Raw genomic sequence first — 18,625 nt, forward strand, 5'->3', positions numbered from 1 at the left:
CTAGAGGGAGTGAATAACTATTTGATATCTATAAGATAACATCAGTATTTTCAAACATTTTTGTAATTTCTTTCGTACTTGCATCTAATGCTGGCAAAAGATCTTTTTCCACAAGGTCTATTTGTTCTTGTAATTTTGTAATGCCAATAGCAATAGCCATATTACCTTTAGCGATCTCATCATGAAGGCGATTAACTTCTCGATAAAAACGTTGAGAATCACGCAAGAACTTAGGTGGAGTTCCGAGTGTCGTTGAAGAAAATTTCATATTATCCCAAACCAGTGTATAAAAATTTAAAGGTTCACTACGGGCACCAAAATAACTACTGTCTTGGCTTTTTGCCATATAAGCTTTTAAAATAGCAATATTATCGAGTAATTCATATTGTAAAGATTTTTGGAGGTAGTAGTTTTCTTTATAACTTTTCATATTCTCGAATTGCACAGCTTGTTTAAACCCTTGATTCGCTGCTAAAAAAACTCCTACAATGGTTGCAATCAGGATAAAAAGTTGGCTAACCCAAAAACTTACTTTTTTTATTTCATCAATTTGATTTTCCTTATGGCTTGAATCCATTCTATTTCTCCGCTATTAGTATTTGTAGTATTTGGTTAATATCAAATAAAAAAGCGCCATTTATGGCGCTTTAGATTAAAAAGTGCAATTTTTATTTTTTAAGTTCAGCAATTTTTTTACGAATATTTTTAGCACGATCTGATGAAGATGGATGACTACTTAATATAGACGAATCACCACCACCTAATTTATCAAATGCAGTTGCAAGACCTGCAGGATTAATTTTTTTCTTAACTAAGAAATCAAAAGAGTAATTATCCGCATCTTGTTCTTGTTTTTGTGAAAACTGAGAATTAATAACTGCTGATGCTAAAGCACCTAAGCTAGATTTAGATAAAGAGGCAATTTGAGCATTACTAGATGCTGCTGCCGCATCGCGTGCGATTTCAGTAGCATAAGCAACTTGTATTGCTTTCTTACTATGACCTAAAGCAACATGTCCTAATTCATGGCCTAAAACACCTTGAATTTCGTTATCAGTCATCATATCCATTAAACCACTGTAAACACGAACACAACCATTTGCCATTGCCCACGCATTAACATCTTTTGTAATGTAAACTTTATAATTAATCGGTGTGCCATCTAGGTTATTACCAAGCGCCTTAGCAATTTTATTCAATCGTTTAGTATAAGCGCTTTTGGCTGGAGCAATTTTTGATTGAGCATCCATCTCTGCACATGATTGTTTACTTAATTCTTTCACATCATTATCACTTAAAGTAGCAGCTTTCAAACCTTTCATTCCAAGACTCGTTAAGTCATCTACACTCATATTTTTACAACCAACTAGTGACATTGCGGCAACTAAAGGTAAAGCGACTAATAATTTTTTCTGATGTTTTTTCATACTGTTTTCCTTATATCTATATAAATCAATTTCTATCTAACATTTGTTAGATAGTTTGGAATTTTAACTTAACTTTCATAATAATCAACAAATAATTACTTGATCAGACATTATGAGGGCTTTAGACTAGTGCCTAATTTTTTAAGGAACACGATTATGCAACTATCCGATTTTGATTTTTATCTTCCCAAAGAGCTAATTGCCAAACATCCTTCAGAAACCAGAAGTGCATGTCGACTTTTATCGCTTGATAGTCACACGGGTAAAATTGAAGATAATGTATTTACTGATATTATTGATAAAATCAATCCTGGGGATTTACTTATTTTTAATAATACCAGAGTTATTCCTGCTCGCTTATATGGTAAAAAAGCTTCAGGCGGAAAAATCGAAATATTAATAGAAAGACTACTAGAGAATAATCGAGCTCTTGCACATATTAAAGCTTCAAAATCACCGAAGGTAGGAGCGGAATTAATTCTAGGAGAAGACAGCACTATCAATGTTACTATGTTAGCACGCCACAATACTTTATTTGAATTACAATTCCCTGATGATGTTCTTAGCATTTTAAATAAAATTGGTCATATACCATTACCACCTTATATTGATAGACCTGACAATGAACAAGACCGAGAGGTTTATCAAACGGTTTATAATAAGGTTCCCGGAGCTGTTGCGGCACCCACTGCGGGGCTTCATTTTGATCAACCTTTATTAGAAAAATTAAAGCAAAAAGGTGTTGAAATGGCATTTGTTACCTTACATGTCGGAGCAGGAACATTCCAACCAGTTAGAGTTGAAAACATTGAAACGCATATTATGCACTCGGAATATGCAGAAGTTCCAGAGTCAGTTGTGGAAGCGGTATTAGCATGCAAAGCAAGAAACAATAAAGTTATCGCAGTAGGGACAACGTCTGTCAGAGCATTAGAAAGTGCAGCTAAAAAAACAGGTAAAATTGCCCCTTTTTTTGCTGATACCCAAATTTTTATTTACCCGGGCTATCAATTTAAAGTCATTGATTCACTTATTACCAATTTTCACCTACCAGAATCGACGCTTATTATGCTTGTTTCAGCGTTTGCGGGATACGAAAATACAATGAAAGCCTACCAGCATGCCGTTAAAGAAAACTATCGATTTTTTAGTTATGGTGATGCCATGTTTATTACAGATTTAAGCGAAAAATATTAACAATATTTTATAAAAAATAACCGAATAAAATTATGTTAGCAATTAAAGTTAATCAGTTATTTCAAAACGATTTATATAAATACTTATTTACCACCTAACCTATCTAAAATATGATTAATACGGCTTATATTTGGTGGATGCGATGTTATCAGCTTTTTTGTTGAATGGTTCTGCATCTTTTTTAACATGGTTACCAAACCTATTGGGTTGATATTTTCACGCATTAATAAATCAAAAGCATAATAATCTGCGTCGAACTCATATTGCTGAGCAATATCTTCTTTAATAAGAACGAATATCTCTTTATTAGTTATTTCCACATAAGGAGCCTGTCTAAACGATTTTATAGTATGTTTAAGAGCAATATGAGCTTGTTCATGCGCTAAAACAGCCTGTAATTCATTATCGTTAAGTAATTTAATCAATCCACTATTTATACGAATACAACCATTAGCGGTTGACCATGCATTGGGGGAAGTATTTAAATAAACTTTGTAAGTTAATTCAATATTGTTAATCTTTTTTGGTAAAGTTTGAGCTAGCATTTGAAGTTTTTTATCAAGCCAACTGTTTTCGTTAACAACAACAGATTGTTTATCTGATTCAACACATACTTGCTTACCAATAGCCTCAATATCTTGTTCAGATAGATGTTTAATTTGTTCTGATGTAATAATAAATGTAGGTTTCTTATTTGAGGATTGACAAGAAACCAATAAACAAAATAAAAAACATAATATCAAAAATAAAATAATACGCTTCAAACGTCTTAATCTCCCTTCTAATATTGTCTATTGTTTCCTTGCACGATAAACTAGCGCAGCAAACTAATAATACAATAACGTATTATAACAATAATTAGCGCCAAACTGTTTATTTGGTCGCAAGAGGTTAACAAAAATGAAATTTGAACTAGATAATACCGATGGATTAGCTCGCCGAGGGCGTATGAAATTTGAACGCCGGGGAATTGAATATACTGTTGAAACACCGGCATTTATGCCAGTCGGGACTTATGGTACAGTAAAAGGTATGACACCAGAAGAAGTTGCCGCAACTGGTGCACAAATATTACTTGGTAACACATTCCATTTATGGTTAAGGCCAGGACAAGAAATTATGCGAAAACATGGTGATTTGCATGACTTTATGCAATGGCATGGTCCTATTTTAACCGATTCAGGTGGTTTCCAAGTTTTTAGCCTAGGTGATATTCGTAAAATAAAAGAAGAAGGTGTCTATTTCCGAAATCCAATTAATGGTGATTCGATTTTCTTGTCACCTGAGATTTCGATGGAAATTCAATACGATTTAGGTTCAGATATAGTAATGATTTTTGATGAATGTGCACCATTTCCTGCTGACTGGGATTATGTTAAAAAATCAATGGAAATGTCGTTACGCTGGGCTAAACGCAGCCGAAAGCGTTTTGATGAATTAGGCAATAAAAATGCACTATTTGGTATCGTGCAAGGTGGTATACACCAAGAGCTACGTGATATTTCAATTAAAGGATTAACCGAAATCGGCTTTGATGGCTATGCAGTCGGTGGATTGGCTGTTGGTGAACCTAAAGCTGATATGCACCGAATTCTAGAAGGTACATGCCCACAATTACCTGCCAATAAACCCCGTTATTTGATGGGCGTTGGTAAACCAGAAGATTTAGTCGAGGGTGTTAGGCGAGGAATTGATATGTTTGACTGTGTAATGCCAACACGTAATGCCCGTAATGGTCACTTGTTTGTGACAAATGGCGTAATAAAAATACGTAATGCAAAATATAAAGATGACACCACACCGCTTGATCCGCATTGCGATTGTTATACGTGTAAAAATTATACTAAATCTTATCTTCACCATTTAGATAAATGTGGCGAGATTCTAGGTGCGCGTTTAAACACTATCCACAATTTACGTTACTATCAACGCTTAATGGCTAAAATTCGTGAAGCTGTTGCAAACAACCGCTACGAAGATTTTGTTATTGAATTTTATCAACGAATTGGTAAAACACCTGCGCCGTTATCAAAATAAAATCATAACAGATATAATTTTTTATCATAGGTATTGACACTTTTTAGTTAGCGCAGTATCATGCGCTTCCTAACGGCGAGTAGCGCAGCTTGGTAGCGCAACTGGTTTGGGACCAGTGGGTCGGAGGTTCGAATCCTCTCTCGCCGACCAATTTAAATAAAAAGCCTGCTTTTCTAAGCGGGCTTTTTTTATTTCTGCGTTTTGAGAAAAAATTTTCCTATTGTATTCTCTTATTTAACACAAACAACTATAAACTTACTCGTGATTGAATCACTGGCGCTAATGGGGATAATTTTGGTTCAACCAAATCCGTTTTATTATTTAATTTATGTAATATTAAAGTTGCCATATATCCTCCAATTTGTTTGGAAGATAATGCGACAGTCGTTAATGGTGGAAAGCTAACTTCACTAAAGTCATTATTATTTCCATTTTTTCTTTTTTAAATACTCTTTTGGGCTTTCTAACCAGGATATTGGAAAAATAGTATAAACAATTAGAAATATAAATGCTGATAATAAAAGAGGACCATAATCTTGATTAGAACGTACTATAATTTTAAGTTCTCTTACAATTATAATTTGGATACCCAGAGCAATATAATTGAAAACCAACATGATGCGCCTTTGCCATTTCAAACGTTTATTATATTGATAATCACTTATTGTATATTGTCTAAAACGATAAGTAATAATAATAGGCAAAATTGAGAAAAAGTAATACGCAATGTAAATCAATATAATCATCTGTGTTATTCCTGTTATTCAATAGAACCTTCTTCAATATGGCCATCAAAATATTGCCGATATGTAGTACCATCCAAGCGCGTGCACAATGAATAATTAGGTTGGTCATCTACATCAGATTCGCTACCTGTAATACGTATTACTATTGTACAACTATCTACAATTTTCTCTATATTATCAATCTGTTCGGGATTTGAAATATATAGATTCATCTCATCAAGCTCATTGTTTTTAAAAAAATATTTTTGCTTTGTTCATAAATTTCACTTAAAGACATAACATCACTTACTATTTCAGAACTTAACAACCATTCATTCATCTGTCTATATGCTCGTGTCAAATCCTCTCTACCATAATGAAATAATTTGAATTTAGCTGAATTGGCACGATTAAATTGATTAATTGCAAAACTTTTATCAATTTTAGGAACTAATTTAAGTTTACCATGTACGGATAGACCGATATCAACTAAATCATAAGCCAAAGAACCTGCCTCTTTAGACATTCCTAATCCTTCAGCCGCATCTTGATACACTGATTTTAAAAAACCATCCTCATCGGTTATCCCTTCTTGAATACTATTAACTCCATGCGCTGCTACATATGAGCCAAGTATACAACCCACACCAGTTGTGCACATTGCAAACCCCGTCACTATCAAGCCTGCACCACCTAAAACACTTAGTCCCCGACCTAGCCAGTACAGGCTTTGATCCCATAAATTCTTTTCTTCAGATTTTATCGCTTCTGAGCCTTGTTCATAACTCATCGCTCCGCTTTCGACTTGATTTACAATGTGCGTGGCAAAATTATTAATATCATCAATAAAATCTTGTTTTATATCATCATGGTAAAGGTGTTTTTCACAAACTTCATGCGCACAATCAAGTAAATTTTGAACGTCAAGGCGAATCTTTGTTTTATCTTCATTTGATGCTACTAATGAATTAATTTGTGTGTGAATATCATTTTGCGCGATTGTTGAAAATGTATTATTAATAGGATTTGACTTATTTGTATAATAGGGGGTTGCCACATCAACAAATATCAGACTTTTGGTTGCAATAATTCGATTAACACCTATAGGCCGACAACCACAAGCAATAATACACCCATCATAAGCAGCTGGTTTGCCATCAATGATTAATTTATCAGTCGCCTCAATAATTTTTCCAGAACTTTTACACTTAGGACATGAAGCATAATCCCCTAAACAGGCTATAGCATCGAGCTGGTTAAAACCTAGAACTGACGACGAAATAACTTTACCACCGGTTGTAGTATCATCCCCCATTACAGCAATTTTTTACTCATTACAATATTTCCATTTAACAAATTTTAAACAATTAATACTATATCAAATAAATTAAAAAACAAACGGGAAAACTGTAGTCATGCTATTTTTATAGCAGTATAATTTATTTTAACTTATCGAAAAATAACACAATAACTTATTTATAATACCTATTTACACATACATAATTTAACACCTTGGTATGAAGAAAAAATCTTAATCTCAAAAATAAAAAATACCCTATTTTTTAATAATTTGATTTATGTCACGTTTAGTAATTAAAAACGTTAACCTCATTATTTACTGGTTATTTATTCAAAAACTGTGAAATGAGTTTAAGTATGGCTATCAATCAAGAGGGAGATTGTTTAAGCTGTTTTTTAATCATTATTATCGATATAATATTAGTACTCTAAAAAAATATTTTTTTTATCCATTCACTAAAAATGTTATCTGTATCACAAAACAGATAAATTTTATATTAACTTTGATAACGCTATCACATTTCAATTATTTTTTTCATTTCTATTATTGTGCAGTATGTTAATTTTTGGAAAAGACAGTAACTTTATATCGGTTTTAATGGAGGAAAAATGTTAGATAAATGGTTAACCAACCAAACAGTCAATATTATTGATTCGGTTAAAGACTGGAAAGAAGCGATACAACTTTGTGCAACACCACTATTAAAAAATAATGCCATTTCACAAAATTACGTGGATGCTATTTTTCAGTTACACGAATCAATAGGACCTTACTACGTTTTGGCACCAGGTATTGCTATGCCACATGCCAGACCAGAACAAGGCGTAAACCAATTAAGTCTATCCATGTTATTGGTCAAACAAGGGGTTAAATTTAACTCACAAGAAAATGATCCTGTCTATTTAATTACTTTATTAGCAGCGAATGATAATACTAGCCACATTGAAATATTAACTCAATTGGCTGCACTGTTTGGTGAGGCAAGTGATATTCAGAAAATTTTTAAGGCACAAACCTCTGCTCAAATATTGTCTGTTATCAATAACTATTAAATTAAACTCAACAAAAGGATAAACAAAATGAAAATTATGGCTGTTTGTGGTTCAGGTCTTGGTAGTAGTTTTATGGTTGAAATGAATATTAAAAAAGTTATTAAAAAACTAAATATTAATGCTGAAGTAACGCATGCTGATTTGGCGTCTGCAACACCAGATCAGGCCGATCTATTTGTTATGACCAAAGATTTAGCCGCCAGTTCAGGAATTCCTGATGATAAATTAGTGGTATTAAACAATATCATTGATATCAACGATTTAGAAACAAAACTCGTTGAATATTTTGCAAAGCACTAAATAAATTATGAGGTGTTGCCATGATTCAAGAAATAATAAAATTTATTGTTGATATTCTAAAAACCCCAGCTATATTAGTTGGTTTTATTGCTATGGCTGGGCTTATCGTTCAACGTAAATCATTTACCGATACAGTAAAAGGCACTGTTAAAACTATTTTAGGTTTTTTGGTATTAAGCGGCGGTGCGACTGTACTTATCAGCGCAATTACTCCATTAGGTATGATGTTTGAACAAGCTTTTAAATTACAAGGAATTATTCCTAATAATGAAGCCATTGTATCTTTGGCATTAACTAAGTATGGCACAGCAACAGCTTTAATTATGGCATTTGGTATGGTAGCTAATATTGTCGTTGCGAGGTTTACCCGTTTGAAATTTATATTTTTAACTGGGCATCATACTTTTTACATGGCTTGTATGATTAGTATTATTTTAACTGTAGCTGGTTTTGGAAACTGGCAATTAATATTAACGGGCTCATTAATACTTGGTCTTATCATGGCTTTCTTCCCTGCTTTAGCTCAACCACAGATGCGTAAGATTACAGGAAATGATGATGTAGCATTTGGCCACTTTGGAACTTTAGGGTATGTACTAGCTGGTTATCTTGGTAAATTATTTGGTAAAAATTCTCGCTCAACGGAAGATATGAATTTACCTAAAAATTTAAGCTTTTTAAGAGATAGTTCAATTTCTATCTCATTAACTATGATGATTGTTTATTTGATTCTTGCTATATTTGCTGGTTCTGATTATGTCCAAAAAACATTAAGTAAAGGCGATAATTATCTCGTTTATGCAATCATAGAAGCAATTACCTTTGCCGCTGGTGTTTTTATTATTTTACAAGGTGTTAGGCTTATCCTTGCTGAAATAGTACCTGCATTTACTGGTTTTTCAGAAAAATTGGTACCGAACGCAAAACCAGCTTTAGATTGTCCAGTTGTTTTTCCATATGCGCCAAATGCAGTTTTGATCGGTTTCCTATTTAGCTTCATCGGTGGTCTAGTCGGTTTATTTGTGCTAGGTAAATTAAACACAGTACTTATACTGCCTAGTGTTGTTCCTCATTTTTTCTGTGGTGCAACTGCTGGGGTTTTTGGTAATGCGATGGGGGGGCGTCGTGGTGCAATGATTGGTGCATTTGCTAATGGTTTATTAGTGACATTTTTACCGGTTCTTTTATTGCCTGTCTTAGGATCGCTTGGTTTTGCAAATACAACTTTCTCTGATGTCGATTTTTGTGGTATTGGGATTATTCTAGGTAATATGGCAAAATGGTTTAATAAAGATATTATAATGGGTATTTTCATTGCTATTTTTGCATTATTGGTAATATTCAACTATACATTTAAACCTAAAAAAAATATCGGAGAGAACGTTGAGTAAATGGTTACTATCTCATTTACAAAAAATATTATGCCAGACAAATTGTCTGGCTTTTTTCATAAACCCTTTTTATTTTTTAGTTGCTAATAAAAAATCCACAAGCAACAAACAAACTAATAATAATAATTGTTGACACTGCAATGGTTACCATTCTTTTTATTTTATATTTTTTAATTTTACCAAGAGAAAGTTCTCTATTTTTATTTTTACAATAGTAATAATAAACAGGTAAACCAATTAAAGTCAGTACAATAGAAATAATACCATTTATGGTTTGGTAAACTAACATACCATAAATAACATAAATAGCCCCTAGCATTGCAATAATAGGGATTATTGGATAACCAATAATTTTATAAGGCCTAGGTACATCTGGATATTTTTTACGGGCAATCATCACTCCAATAAACGTTAATAAATAAAATACCCAGATAGAAAACATTGAAATTTCAGATAATCGATCCGCATCAAGGAACGTTGAGTACAGAAAAGAAAAAACAACTAAAACAATAATTGCATTAACTGGTGAACGGCTATCATCATCAATAGTACTTAAATAACGAGCACCGATAAGAGTTCCCCTCTCAGCCATACTAAATATAGTACGAGATAACGTCATAATATATCCATTAATGCCACCCAGAATCGAAACCATAATACCAACGGCCACCAAATTCCCCCCAAAATGTCCAAACATCCGTTGTGAAGCAACAGATGATGCTTTATGCCCAAGAGAAACCATCTCTTGCACAGGAAAAATTTTAAATAATGCAATGTTAATACAAGCATAAACGGCTACAAGAAAAACTATTCCAAAAATAATCGCTTTAGGTAATACTTTTGATGGATTATTTATCTCACCAGCAACTGAAGCTACCTGTGCCCAACCATCATAAGCAAAAAGTGTTGCAAGGATGGCCACAGCAAAAGGAGCACACGTTTCAATACCTTGCCCACTAGCTGTAAATAATGCCACTTGACCATTACCTTCACATAGCCCAAATATTGCTAATAACAATATAGGAATTAGTTTACAAACCGTAGCAATCGTCTGTAAATAACCAGCCTGCCTGACACCAATAGCGTTAATGAAAGCGATAAAACCTAAAACTCCAGCACTTACAGCCATTCGATAAACATCATTAATGTTAAACAATGAACAAAATACTGAACTAAAATAACCTACTAATGCCCCAACTAAAGAAGGGGAAAAAATAACTGTAATCATCCATCCATAAAGATGAGCAACTTTAGCTCCATAGATTTTTTCTAAATAAACCAGCATCCCTCCTGTTTTTGGAAACATAACACCAAGTTCACAAAGAGTTAAGCCTCCACAAATGGAAATAGCACCACCGATTATCCATGCTAATAATGCATAATTATAATCACCAGTAACTTCTAATACAGCTGGTGGTTTCATAAATGCCCCAGCCCCTAAAACCATGCCAACAACCAACGATAATGCTGAAACTAAACCAAGATCTTTCTTTAGGCTATTTTCTAAATTATGTTCTGCCATAAAGGTCCTCTTAAAACATATAAAATAAATAAGCGAAACTGGGTTATAATAGGCATTTATTAGTAAAACACAAGAAAGATTAAGTTTTTATATTAAAATTATAAAAATCAAGTAAATAAAACAATTTTATTTATAAAAATAAGCCAGCACTAAGCTAGCTTTTAGAATTGATAGTAAAATTAACTTATTTATTTTTCTTCATTTTCATATCAACAACCATACGACCTCGAATTCTACCAGCTTTCATTTCGTCAATCATATCATTGATATCTTCCAATGGTCTTTTTTCGACTATTGGTACAACTTTTCCTTCTGCACTAAAACGAAATGCTTCAGCTAAATCTTCACGAGTACCCACCAATGAACCTAAAACTTGAATACCATCCAATACTGTTTTAGGAATACTTAAATCCATATTTTCAGAAGGTAAACCTAATACAACAACACGTCCTAAAGGGCGCACTGAATTGATAGCTTGATTGAATGCTGTTTTAGTCACAGAAGTTACAACGGCACCATGAACACCACCATCAGTATGCTTTTTAATATAAGCGCCAACATCTTCAACTTTTTTAGGATTAACAACTAAATCAGCACCTAATGTTTTACATAATTCTAATTGGCTATCACTATTACTGATTGCAACTACTTTATTGTTAAATACTTTTTTACCATATTCAATTGCTAGTGTTCCTAGTCCACCAATGCCAAATACAGCAAGCCATTGACCTGGTTTTGTATTTGCTACTTTAATGCCTTTATATGTAGTTACACCTGCGCAAGTGACACTTGTTGCTTGTGCGGGATCGAGCCCTTCTGGCACTTTAACCGCATAATCGGCCTTAACAATACACTGTTCTGCCATACCGCCATCAACAGTATAACCAGAATTTAAAGCACTTCGACAAAATGTTTCATTACCTGAAATACAATACTCACAAGTACCACACCCTGCATGAAACCAAGCAATACTAACTCGATCTCCAATTTTCAGGCTTTTTACATCAGGAGCGATTTTGATCACAATCCCTACGCCTTCGTGACCAATAACGCGCCCAGGTTTTTTACCAAAATCCCCTGCTGCAACATGGAGATCTGTATGGCAAAGACCACAATATTCAACATCAACAAGCGCTTCTCCTGATTCTAAAGGACGAACTGGGATATCTTTAATTTCAACTTGCCCATCACATTCTTGTTTGATAACAGCAGCTTTCATATTTTTCTCCTAAATAATTTAAAGTTAAAATATAATTGATTCTCATTCTAAACGAATTATTTTGAAAAAATATGAGTAATTTCACAATTTTATAAAAAATATTGATGCTTTAATAAGTAGTATTAAAACACATGTTTTCTTGAAGTATTTTGATAAAATCAGTTAGATAATGGTATTACATAATAATTGCTTTTACTTAAATTAAGCCTATAACAAAAACCAGCACAAATGATTAATAAATAGACAAACAAAAAAACTAGAATAGAGATACTTATTAAATGGAGGTCATAAAATGGCTAAAAAATGTATTTCTCGTGGCAAATTTACCCGCATGCAGCAATTATCAAACCAAGATGGCGTTATTGCTGCATTAGCGATAGATCAACGTGGTTCAATGGTTAAAATGATGGAATCAGCTGTTGGTAAAGAACGTTATCATATTGATATGGTTTATGAATTTAAAGAACTTGTCTCTCAAGAATTAACTAAATATGTCAGTGCAATTTTGTTAGATGAAGAGTATGGCTTTAAAGGTATGTCAGCCAAAAATAGTAATTCCGGGTTAATCATGTCATATGAAAAAACAGGATATGATGCCAACACTCCAGGCCGATTACCCGATATTTTACCCGAAGATTCATTACAGCGCCTAATAAAAAAAGGAGCCGATGCTGCAAAAGTCTTGGTTTATTATAATCCCGACGACCCTCAAGATATTTTAGACAAAAAACACGCATTCTTAGAACGTTTAGGCAATGAAGCTAGAGCAGCGGATATTCCTGTTTTTGTTGAACCTATTGTATATGATAACGTGATAACTGACGATAAAAGTCCTGAATTTGCCAAAATAAAGCCACAAAAAGTCATTAATACCATTAAAGAATTTACAAAGGAACAATATTACATTGATGTTTTAAAAGTTGAAGTTCCTGTATTGTTCAAAAATGTAGAAGGATTTAACGACAACAATATTGTTGTTTATACTCAAAAACAAGCTGCTGACTATTTTAAACAAGCAAGTGATGCAGCAACTAGGCCATTCATTTATTTGAGTGCAGGGGTACCGACAAAAACTTTCCACGAGGAGCTGATTTTTGCAGGTGAAAATGGAGCTAAATACAGTGGTATTTTAGGTGGTCGTGCAACGTGGTTTGAAGGTGTTGCAGCCTATGCAAATGGTGGTACAGAAGGTTTAAAACGTTGGTTAGATCAAACTGGACGAGAAAATGTTGAACACCTTAACAAAATATTAAAACAGTATGCAACACCTTGGTATGATATTTACGGTGGTAAAGATAATATTGAAGTTATTGATATTAAATTAAGCAATTAGCCAAATTACCCTAAATAATCAATAGTAGCAAGGTATTGTTAAGCAAAAAAGAACAGGATTTACTTTTCCTGTTTTTTTTATGAAGTTAAATTTTACTGTTCAGGTTTAATATCAAGTAAAACCTAATAATTTTATATTTCTACTCATTCGCTTAAATAGCCTTATCAAAAAACAGATCAACCTTACTAAGGTTTGCCATAGATTGAATATAAGCTTTAATTTTAGGCGGAAATGTTAATTTTTTAACACACGTCAAATTACGTAAAATTGGGAATAAACAGATATCATCAAGAGATAATTGCCCATTACACGCATCAGACGAAACAATCAACGAATCAAGTTTGTACAATACAGCTGAAATCTTTGAAATTAACAAATCACTTTGCAACAAACATTCATCAAAAGAGCCCATTTTTTTAACTTTGCTTGTAACAAAATAATCGATAGCACTTTGTGTTGCAAATTCAGCTAAACCTAGTTTGATATAACGTGGACACACTAATTTATAGTCATATTGTTGTAACTGTTTTATTAATTCTGCAATATTTAACGATTGTGAACCTATTAAAATAGTATTTCCTCCATAGTTATTATCAACATAATTAACAATATCTAAGCTTTCTGGCATATAACTACCATCATCTTTTTGTAAAATTGGTGCCATTTTTTCACCAATCATATGTTCAGGCGTAGCAAAATCATCACTAAGTAATACCTGTTGTTCCACAGGTACATTTTTTAGTCCGAAAATCATTCTCGCTCTAACACAAAAAGGACAATGCTCATAAATATACAGTTTCATTTTTGACTCCTTAAACAGTCAATTGCCCAACATAAAAAAACTAATCCCCAAAATAATAAAAATACCTTACTAACAGCCAATAGTGCTTTAAAATAACCAATCTGCACAACATTAATAAAAGGATACGGATATAAACTTGTATAATAGCCTCGAACAAAAATATAAATGCCATATCCCATTAATGACAATAACGATCCTACAATGACTTTAATATTGATTTTCCGAAATGGTCCCCAAATAAACCAAGTCAATATTCCCAAAACAGGGATAACAACATGCAAACTTTCATTAGCAATTTTTAATAATATATTAGGTGGTGAATGAATTCCTCTTAATATTAGGTTATACACTATTGTAGTTATAATCACACCAACTAATCCATTTAATCGAATAACTTTAAAACTATACCGATGGCAATTAGGATTTATAGTTAGCCAAAAACAACTCAATGCTAACATTAAATTTGATAATACAGTAAAGAAACTATAATAATAAACTAACCGCCCTATTGAAGAGCTAGGCTGCCAAGGACGAAACCGAGTATGCCAATAAATATAGGTTTCCAGAGCAATAATAGAAATAGCAAACAGAGCAATAAAAAGATTAATACTTCGCTTTAACATAAACAATAGTAAAAAATAACAAAAACCTAAGTATATAGTAGTTAATAAAAATAAGTAACAACAGCCATCATAAATACCCATTACCCAAAACTGTAACTTATTAACAGTTCGTATATAATATAACAAACGAATAAATATAATTTAGAGATAATTTTGATGTCTTACCAAGACGCTCCCCCCCAAAACAAAATGTTAATAGCGCATTTCTTAGATTCATTATGGTTAGAAAGAAACCTAGCTGAAAATACCATTGAATCTTATAAACTTGATCTATTAGCGTTAAGCCAATCTTTACAACAGCAAAATACAACATGTTTAACAGCTCAAACGATTAATTTACAAGAATTTTTGATGCAACGGGTAAAAGATGGTTATAAAGCAAGTAGTTCAGCACGCTTACTTAGCGCAATCAAAAGATTTTTTCAGTATTTATATCAAGAAAATTACCGAACTGATGACCCATCAGCGATATTATCATCACCCAAATTACCCAAAAAGTTACCAAAAGATTTAACTGAATCACAAGTTAGTTCTCTACTTGAATCTCCCAGTATAGAAGATCCTATAGAATTAAGAGATAAAGCCATGTTAGAAGTGCTTTATGCTACAGGTCTACGTGTATCAGAGTTAGTAAATTTAGAAATGAGTGATATTAGCTTAAGACAAGGGGTAATAAGAGTTATTGGGAAAGGAAATAAAGAACGTTTAGTACCGCTAGGTGAAGAAGCTGTTTATTGGCTTGAATACTATTTCAAATATGGCCGAAACGATCTTCTAAAAAATGGCACTATTGATGCGCTATTTCCGAGCCGATTAGGTAAAAAAATGACACGACAGACCTTTTGGCATAGAATAAAATACTATGCCATGTTGACGGGTATCAATATCGAAGCACTTTCACCTCATGTACTTCGGCATGCTTTCGCAACCCATTTACTTAATCATGGAGCGGATTTACGTGTTGTACAAATGTTGCTTGGGCACAGTAGTCTGTCAACAACACAAATTTATACACATGTAGCGACTGAAAGATTAAAACAGTTACACAGCAAACATCATCCTCGAGCATAACGCACGAAAAAATAAGGATAATTAAATGAAAAAATTAGTTTTAGGTTTAGCATTAATATCAACTACAGCATTAGCAAATAATACAGATATTATTAATGCAATGGACAAATTAGGTTATAGTGATAAAAATATTAAAATTGCAAATAGCCCAGTGAATGGCTTAAAAAGCGTCACTACACCTGATGGACTTTTTTATGTTACAGACGATGGTAAATACTTAACCCAAGGTCCTATTTATGATATTCAAGGTGATGAACCAGAAAATATCGCTAATGGTAACAACCTTAAATTAATCAAATCGATTGAAAATGATGCCATTGTTTATAAAGCCAAAAATGAAAAATATATTATTTCAGTCTTTACTGATTACACTTGCCATTACTGCAAACTACTACACGAAAATATCGATAAATATTTAGAAGCAGGTATTTCAGTACATTATTTTGCATTCCCTCGTGCCGGTGCTGATAGTGAGGTGGGTAAAAATATGCAATCCATTTGGAGTATGACTAACCGCAAAACAGCATTTGAAAATGCTTATAAAGGCAATACTATTTCTCCTGCTAGCAGTATGATTCCTTACGTAACACAACAATTTAATGTTGGTAAACAACTTGGCATTAGTGGTACACCAGCAATTGTTTTACCTAACGGACAATTAGTTTCTGGCTATTTACCTGCTGATAAATTAATTGAAATTTTAGATAAAAAAGCAACTAAATAAAAATTAACAAGTAATCACTTATTAAAACTTAAAACATAATTACAAAATACATGCTAGCGCCAATACGCTAGCATATAAAATATGAAAAAAAATAAATTAATACATCGCAAATTAGTTGAGGTATATCCAGAATTTCCTAATGATATTCCGTTATTATTACAACGAATTTATGCATCTCGTGGTATTACTCATGCACAAGAGCTTGACTACACCACACGTAATTTATGTAATTACGAAAAACTAAATGGCATTGAAAAAGCCGTCGAAATTCTTTATTTAGCAATGAAGAATAATCAACAAATTATGATTGTTGGTGACTTTGATACAGATGGAGCTACAAGCACCGCTTTAACAATCAGAGCTCTTAAAAATATGGGCTGTCAATTTGTTGATTACATCATTCCAGATCGCTTCAATGATGGATATGGATTGAGTGTATCGGTGGTTAAAAAAGCCATTTTAAAAAAAGCACAACTTATTATTACTGTTGATAACGGAATTTCTGCTATTGAAGCAGTCGATTTTGCCAAACAAGCAAATTTATCAGTCATTATTACTGATCACCATTTATGTCCTGAGCAATTACCTAATGCTGATGCCATAATCAATCCTAATTTACCTAATTGTGATTTTCCATCTAAGCACTTAGCGGGTGTGGGAGTAGCTTTTTACTTTATGTTAGCCTTACGTGCAAAATTGCGCAAAGAAAACTGGTTCACTGACAATAATTTGACTGAATATAATATAACAAATTTGCTCGACTTAGTGGCACTAGGTACTATTGCTGACGTAGTTCGGCTAGATCACAATAATCGTATTCTAGTTTACCAAGGTGTGAACAGAATCAGGGCAGGTTATTGTAGCGAAGGGATCAAAGCTCTATTACAGATAGCCAAAAAAGATCCTACATCTATTACTTCAACAGATTTAGCTTTTTATATTGCGCCTCGATTAAATGCTGCTGGTAGAATGGATAATATGACATTAGGTGTTGAATTATTACTTTGTGATAATTATGATTTAGCTATCAGCAAGGCGACAGATCTTGATAACCTCAATAGTGATCGAAAATTGATTGAACAAACGATGCATAAAGAAGCTTTATCGTTTATTGAAGAAATTGAAAAAAAAAGCACAGCTATTCCTAACTTCCTCGTCTTTTATCATCCCCAGTGGCATCAAGGTATTATTGGCATATTATCGGCTCGCTTGAAAGACAAATATTACCGCCCAGTGATCTCTTTTGCCTCAACCCAAGATGGCTTTTTAAAAGGTTCAGGACGCTCAATTAAAGGATTACATTTAAGGGATTTTATTGATAAATTAAATCAGCAACATCCAGATTTAATCGTTAGTTTTGGAGGACACGCAATGGCTGTTGGATTAACCATTCGTGAAGAAGATTTAGAACGTTTTAAAAGTAGTATTGAAGCTCTTTCAGACAAACAATTACCTCCTAATTTACTAGAACAAATCATTGAAACCGATGGTGAAATAGATAGCCAAGACTTTACTTACGCAATAGCTAAACAAGTAAAAGAATCAGGCCCATGGGGAGAAGGATTTAGTACCCCAATTTTTGATGGCGAATTTATTATTCACCGACAACAATTACTTGCAGAAAAACACCTTAAATTAGTATTAGAGCCTAAAAATGGTGGCCCACTTACTGAAGGAATATTTTTTAATGTAAATAGACAGCAATGGCCTGATCAGTCAATAAAAAATGTAAAGATAATTTATCATTTAGATGTCAATGAATTTCGAGGTAACCAATCACCAAATTTAATCATAAAACACCTATGGCCTATCGCATAAGCAAGTAGGATCGATTATAATTGTAAAGTTGTGCTGGATTTACACCTGATTGAGGCCAAGTTAACAATGGTTACCCAACATCAC

At 33.1% G+C, this 18,625-nt stretch carries 18 protein-coding genes and 1 tRNA gene; 10 read left to right on the plus strand and 9 right to left on the minus strand.

Features of this window, described 5'->3' with window-relative positions:
- Positions 1 to 28: 28 nt before the first annotated feature.
- Complete coding sequence (locus tag GQ589_RS04900; protein WP_160424908.1) at positions 29 to 577, minus strand: hypothetical protein; 549 nt, start codon at positions 575 to 577, stop codon at positions 29 to 31.
- Between the two features lie 91 nt (positions 578 to 668).
- Positions 669 to 1,427 (minus strand): M48 family metalloprotease, encoded by a 759-nt coding sequence (locus GQ589_RS04905; RefSeq protein WP_160412302.1) that lies wholly within the window; start codon positions 1,425 to 1,427, stop codon positions 669 to 671.
- 156 nt (positions 1,428 to 1,583) lie between these two features.
- Between GQ589_RS04905 and queA the strand changes: the two genes are divergently transcribed.
- Positions 1,584 to 2,624, plus strand: coding sequence for a tRNA preQ1(34) S-adenosylmethionine ribosyltransferase-isomerase QueA (queA, locus tag GQ589_RS04910; protein WP_160401085.1), 1,041 nt, complete (start codon positions 1,584 to 1,586; stop codon positions 2,622 to 2,624).
- An 83-nt stretch (positions 2,625 to 2,707) separates the two neighbouring features.
- Here queA and GQ589_RS04915 read toward each other — a convergent pair whose 3' ends face one another.
- On the minus strand, positions 2,708 to 3,388 hold the full coding sequence (locus GQ589_RS04915) for a M48 family metalloprotease (RefSeq protein ID WP_160412301.1): 681 nt from the start codon (positions 3,386 to 3,388) through the stop codon (positions 2,708 to 2,710).
- Between the two features lie 136 nt (positions 3,389 to 3,524).
- Here GQ589_RS04915 and tgt point away from each other — a divergent pair, with 136 nt between their 5' ends.
- Together tgt and GQ589_RS04925 are read left to right on the plus strand one after the other, a co-directional pair.
- The gene (tgt, locus tag GQ589_RS04920; protein WP_160412298.1) at positions 3,525 to 4,661 is read left to right on the plus strand and encodes a tRNA guanosine(34) transglycosylase Tgt; all 1,137 of its coding nucleotides are present in this window, start codon (positions 3,525 to 3,527) and stop codon (positions 4,659 to 4,661) included.
- A 73-nt stretch (positions 4,662 to 4,734) separates the two neighbouring features.
- Positions 4,735 to 4,811: transfer RNA gene (locus GQ589_RS04925), tRNA-Pro, on the plus strand.
- 610 nt (positions 4,812 to 5,421) lie between these two features.
- Here the strand turns inward: GQ589_RS04925 and GQ589_RS04930 are convergent.
- Together GQ589_RS04930 and GQ589_RS04935 are read right to left on the minus strand one after the other, a co-directional pair.
- Positions 5,422 to 5,619, minus strand: coding sequence for a hypothetical protein (locus tag GQ589_RS04930; protein ID WP_160424910.1), 198 nt, complete (start codon positions 5,617 to 5,619; stop codon positions 5,422 to 5,424).
- Positions 5,616 to 6,701 (minus strand): PAAR domain-containing protein, encoded by a 1,086-nt coding sequence (locus GQ589_RS04935; RefSeq protein ID WP_160424912.1) that lies wholly within the window; start codon positions 6,699 to 6,701, stop codon positions 5,616 to 5,618. The genes GQ589_RS04930 and GQ589_RS04935 overlap by 4 nt, the downstream gene beginning before the upstream one ends.
- Before the next feature lie 593 nt (positions 6,702 to 7,294).
- Between GQ589_RS04935 and GQ589_RS04940 the strand changes: the two genes are divergently transcribed.
- From GQ589_RS04940 to GQ589_RS04950, 3 genes are read left to right on the plus strand one after another with little or no spacing between them, the layout of a single operon-like run.
- Positions 7,295 to 7,738 carry a PTS sugar transporter subunit IIA gene (locus GQ589_RS04940; protein ID WP_160424913.1) on the plus strand — a complete coding sequence of 148 codons (444 nt, stop codon included), beginning with the start codon at positions 7,295 to 7,297 and terminating at the stop codon, positions 7,736 to 7,738.
- A gap of 27 nt (positions 7,739 to 7,765) precedes the next feature.
- Entirely contained in the window at positions 7,766 to 8,038 is a 273-nt protein-coding gene (locus GQ589_RS04945; RefSeq protein ID WP_160401069.1) for a PTS sugar transporter subunit IIB, read from the plus strand.
- 20 nt (positions 8,039 to 8,058) lie between these two features.
- On the plus strand, positions 8,059 to 9,429 hold the full coding sequence (locus tag GQ589_RS04950; RefSeq protein WP_160424915.1) for a PTS ascorbate transporter subunit IIC: 1,371 nt from the start codon (positions 8,059 to 8,061) through the stop codon (positions 9,427 to 9,429).
- A 76-nt stretch (positions 9,430 to 9,505) separates the two neighbouring features.
- Here the strand turns inward: GQ589_RS04950 and GQ589_RS04955 are convergent, their stop codons facing one another.
- Together GQ589_RS04955 and adhP are read right to left on the minus strand one after the other, a co-directional pair.
- The gene (locus GQ589_RS04955) at positions 9,506 to 10,951 is read right to left on the minus strand and encodes an APC family permease (protein ID WP_160424917.1); all 1,446 of its coding nucleotides are present in this window, start codon (positions 10,949 to 10,951) and stop codon (positions 9,506 to 9,508) included.
- Between the two features lie 184 nt (positions 10,952 to 11,135).
- Positions 11,136 to 12,170, minus strand: a complete 1,035-nt coding sequence (gene adhP, locus GQ589_RS04960; protein ID WP_160424919.1) for an alcohol dehydrogenase AdhP — start codon at positions 12,168 to 12,170, stop codon at positions 11,136 to 11,138.
- A 292-nt stretch (positions 12,171 to 12,462) separates the two neighbouring features.
- Here adhP and GQ589_RS04965 point away from each other — a divergent pair, with 292 nt between their 5' ends.
- Complete coding sequence (locus GQ589_RS04965; RefSeq protein WP_160412296.1) at positions 12,463 to 13,503, plus strand: tagatose 1,6-diphosphate aldolase; 1,041 nt, start codon at positions 12,463 to 12,465, stop codon at positions 13,501 to 13,503.
- Positions 13,504 to 13,654: 151 nt separating this feature from the next.
- Here the strand turns inward: GQ589_RS04965 and grxB are convergent, their stop codons facing one another.
- A complete protein-coding gene (grxB, locus tag GQ589_RS04970; protein WP_160412294.1) occupies positions 13,655 to 14,305 on the minus strand; it encodes a glutaredoxin 2 in 651 nt (216 codons plus the stop codon).
- Positions 14,302 to 14,928: a Pr6Pr family membrane protein gene (locus GQ589_RS04975; protein WP_160424921.1), complete on the minus strand. Its 627-nt coding sequence runs from the start codon at positions 14,926 to 14,928 to the stop codon at positions 14,302 to 14,304. Before GQ589_RS04975 ends, grxB begins: the two co-directional genes overlap by 4 nt.
- 156 nt (positions 14,929 to 15,084) lie before the next feature.
- Here GQ589_RS04975 and xerD point away from each other — a divergent pair, with 156 nt between their 5' ends.
- From xerD to recJ, 3 genes are all read left to right on the plus strand, one after another.
- Positions 15,085 to 15,999 carry a site-specific tyrosine recombinase XerD gene (gene xerD, locus GQ589_RS04980; protein WP_160424924.1) on the plus strand — a complete coding sequence of 305 codons (915 nt, stop codon included), beginning with the start codon at positions 15,085 to 15,087 and terminating at the stop codon, positions 15,997 to 15,999.
- A 25-nt stretch (positions 16,000 to 16,024) separates the two neighbouring features.
- The gene (dsbC, locus tag GQ589_RS04985; RefSeq protein ID WP_160424926.1) at positions 16,025 to 16,723 is read left to right on the plus strand and encodes a bifunctional protein-disulfide isomerase/oxidoreductase DsbC; all 699 of its coding nucleotides are present in this window, start codon (positions 16,025 to 16,027) and stop codon (positions 16,721 to 16,723) included.
- A gap of 81 nt (positions 16,724 to 16,804) precedes the next feature.
- A complete protein-coding gene (gene recJ / locus GQ589_RS04990) occupies positions 16,805 to 18,541 on the plus strand; it encodes a single-stranded-DNA-specific exonuclease RecJ (protein ID WP_160424928.1) in 1,737 nt (578 codons plus the stop codon).
- Positions 18,542 to 18,625 lie beyond the last annotated feature (84 nt).

It is taken from the genome of Gilliamella sp. Pas-s27 (assembly GCF_009795865.1).
In the GTDB taxonomy this organism is placed as follows: domain Bacteria; phylum Pseudomonadota; class Gammaproteobacteria; order Enterobacterales; family Orbaceae; genus Gilliamella.

Bases quoted from the DNA above. Each gene is read 5' to 3' on its own strand.
- GQ589_RS04900 (WP_160424908.1), bottom strand. From the start codon at position 577: ATGGATTCAAGCCATAAGGAAAATCAAATTGATGAAATAAAAAAAGTA.
- GQ589_RS04905 (WP_160412302.1), bottom strand. From the start codon at position 1,427: ATGAAAAAACATCAGAAAAAATTATTAGTCGCTTTACCTTTAGTTGCC.
- queA (WP_160401085.1), top strand. From the start codon at position 1,584: ATGCAACTATCCGATTTTGATTTTTATCTTCCCAAAGAGCTAATTGCC.
- tgt (WP_160412298.1), top strand. From the start codon at position 3,525: ATGAAATTTGAACTAGATAATACCGATGGATTAGCTCGCCGAGGGCGT.
- GQ589_RS04930 (WP_160424910.1), bottom strand. From the start codon at position 5,619: ATGAATCTATATATTTCAAATCCCGAACAGATTGATAATATAGAGAAA.
- GQ589_RS04935 (WP_160424912.1), bottom strand. From the start codon at position 6,701: ATGGGGGATGATACTACAACCGGTGGTAAAGTTATTTCGTCGTCAGTT.
- GQ589_RS04940 (WP_160424913.1), top strand. From the start codon at position 7,295: ATGTTAGATAAATGGTTAACCAACCAAACAGTCAATATTATTGATTCG.
- GQ589_RS04945 (WP_160401069.1), top strand. From the start codon at position 7,766: ATGAAAATTATGGCTGTTTGTGGTTCAGGTCTTGGTAGTAGTTTTATG.
- GQ589_RS04950 (WP_160424915.1), top strand. From the start codon at position 8,059: ATGATTCAAGAAATAATAAAATTTATTGTTGATATTCTAAAAACCCCA.
- GQ589_RS04955 (WP_160424917.1), bottom strand. From the start codon at position 10,951: ATGGCAGAACATAATTTAGAAAATAGCCTAAAGAAAGATCTTGGTTTA.
- adhP (WP_160424919.1), bottom strand. From the start codon at position 12,170: ATGAAAGCTGCTGTTATCAAACAAGAATGTGATGGGCAAGTTGAAATT.
- GQ589_RS04965 (WP_160412296.1), top strand. From the start codon at position 12,463: ATGGCTAAAAAATGTATTTCTCGTGGCAAATTTACCCGCATGCAGCAA.
- grxB (WP_160412294.1), bottom strand. From the start codon at position 14,305: ATGAAACTGTATATTTATGAGCATTGTCCTTTTTGTGTTAGAGCGAGA.
- GQ589_RS04975 (WP_160424921.1), bottom strand. From the start codon at position 14,928: ATGTTAAAGCGAAGTATTAATCTTTTTATTGCTCTGTTTGCTATTTCT.
- xerD (WP_160424924.1), top strand. From the start codon at position 15,085: ATGTCTTACCAAGACGCTCCCCCCCAAAACAAAATGTTAATAGCGCAT.
- dsbC (WP_160424926.1), top strand. From the start codon at position 16,025: ATGAAAAAATTAGTTTTAGGTTTAGCATTAATATCAACTACAGCATTA.
- recJ (WP_160424928.1), top strand. From the start codon at position 16,805: ATGAAAAAAAATAAATTAATACATCGCAAATTAGTTGAGGTATATCCA.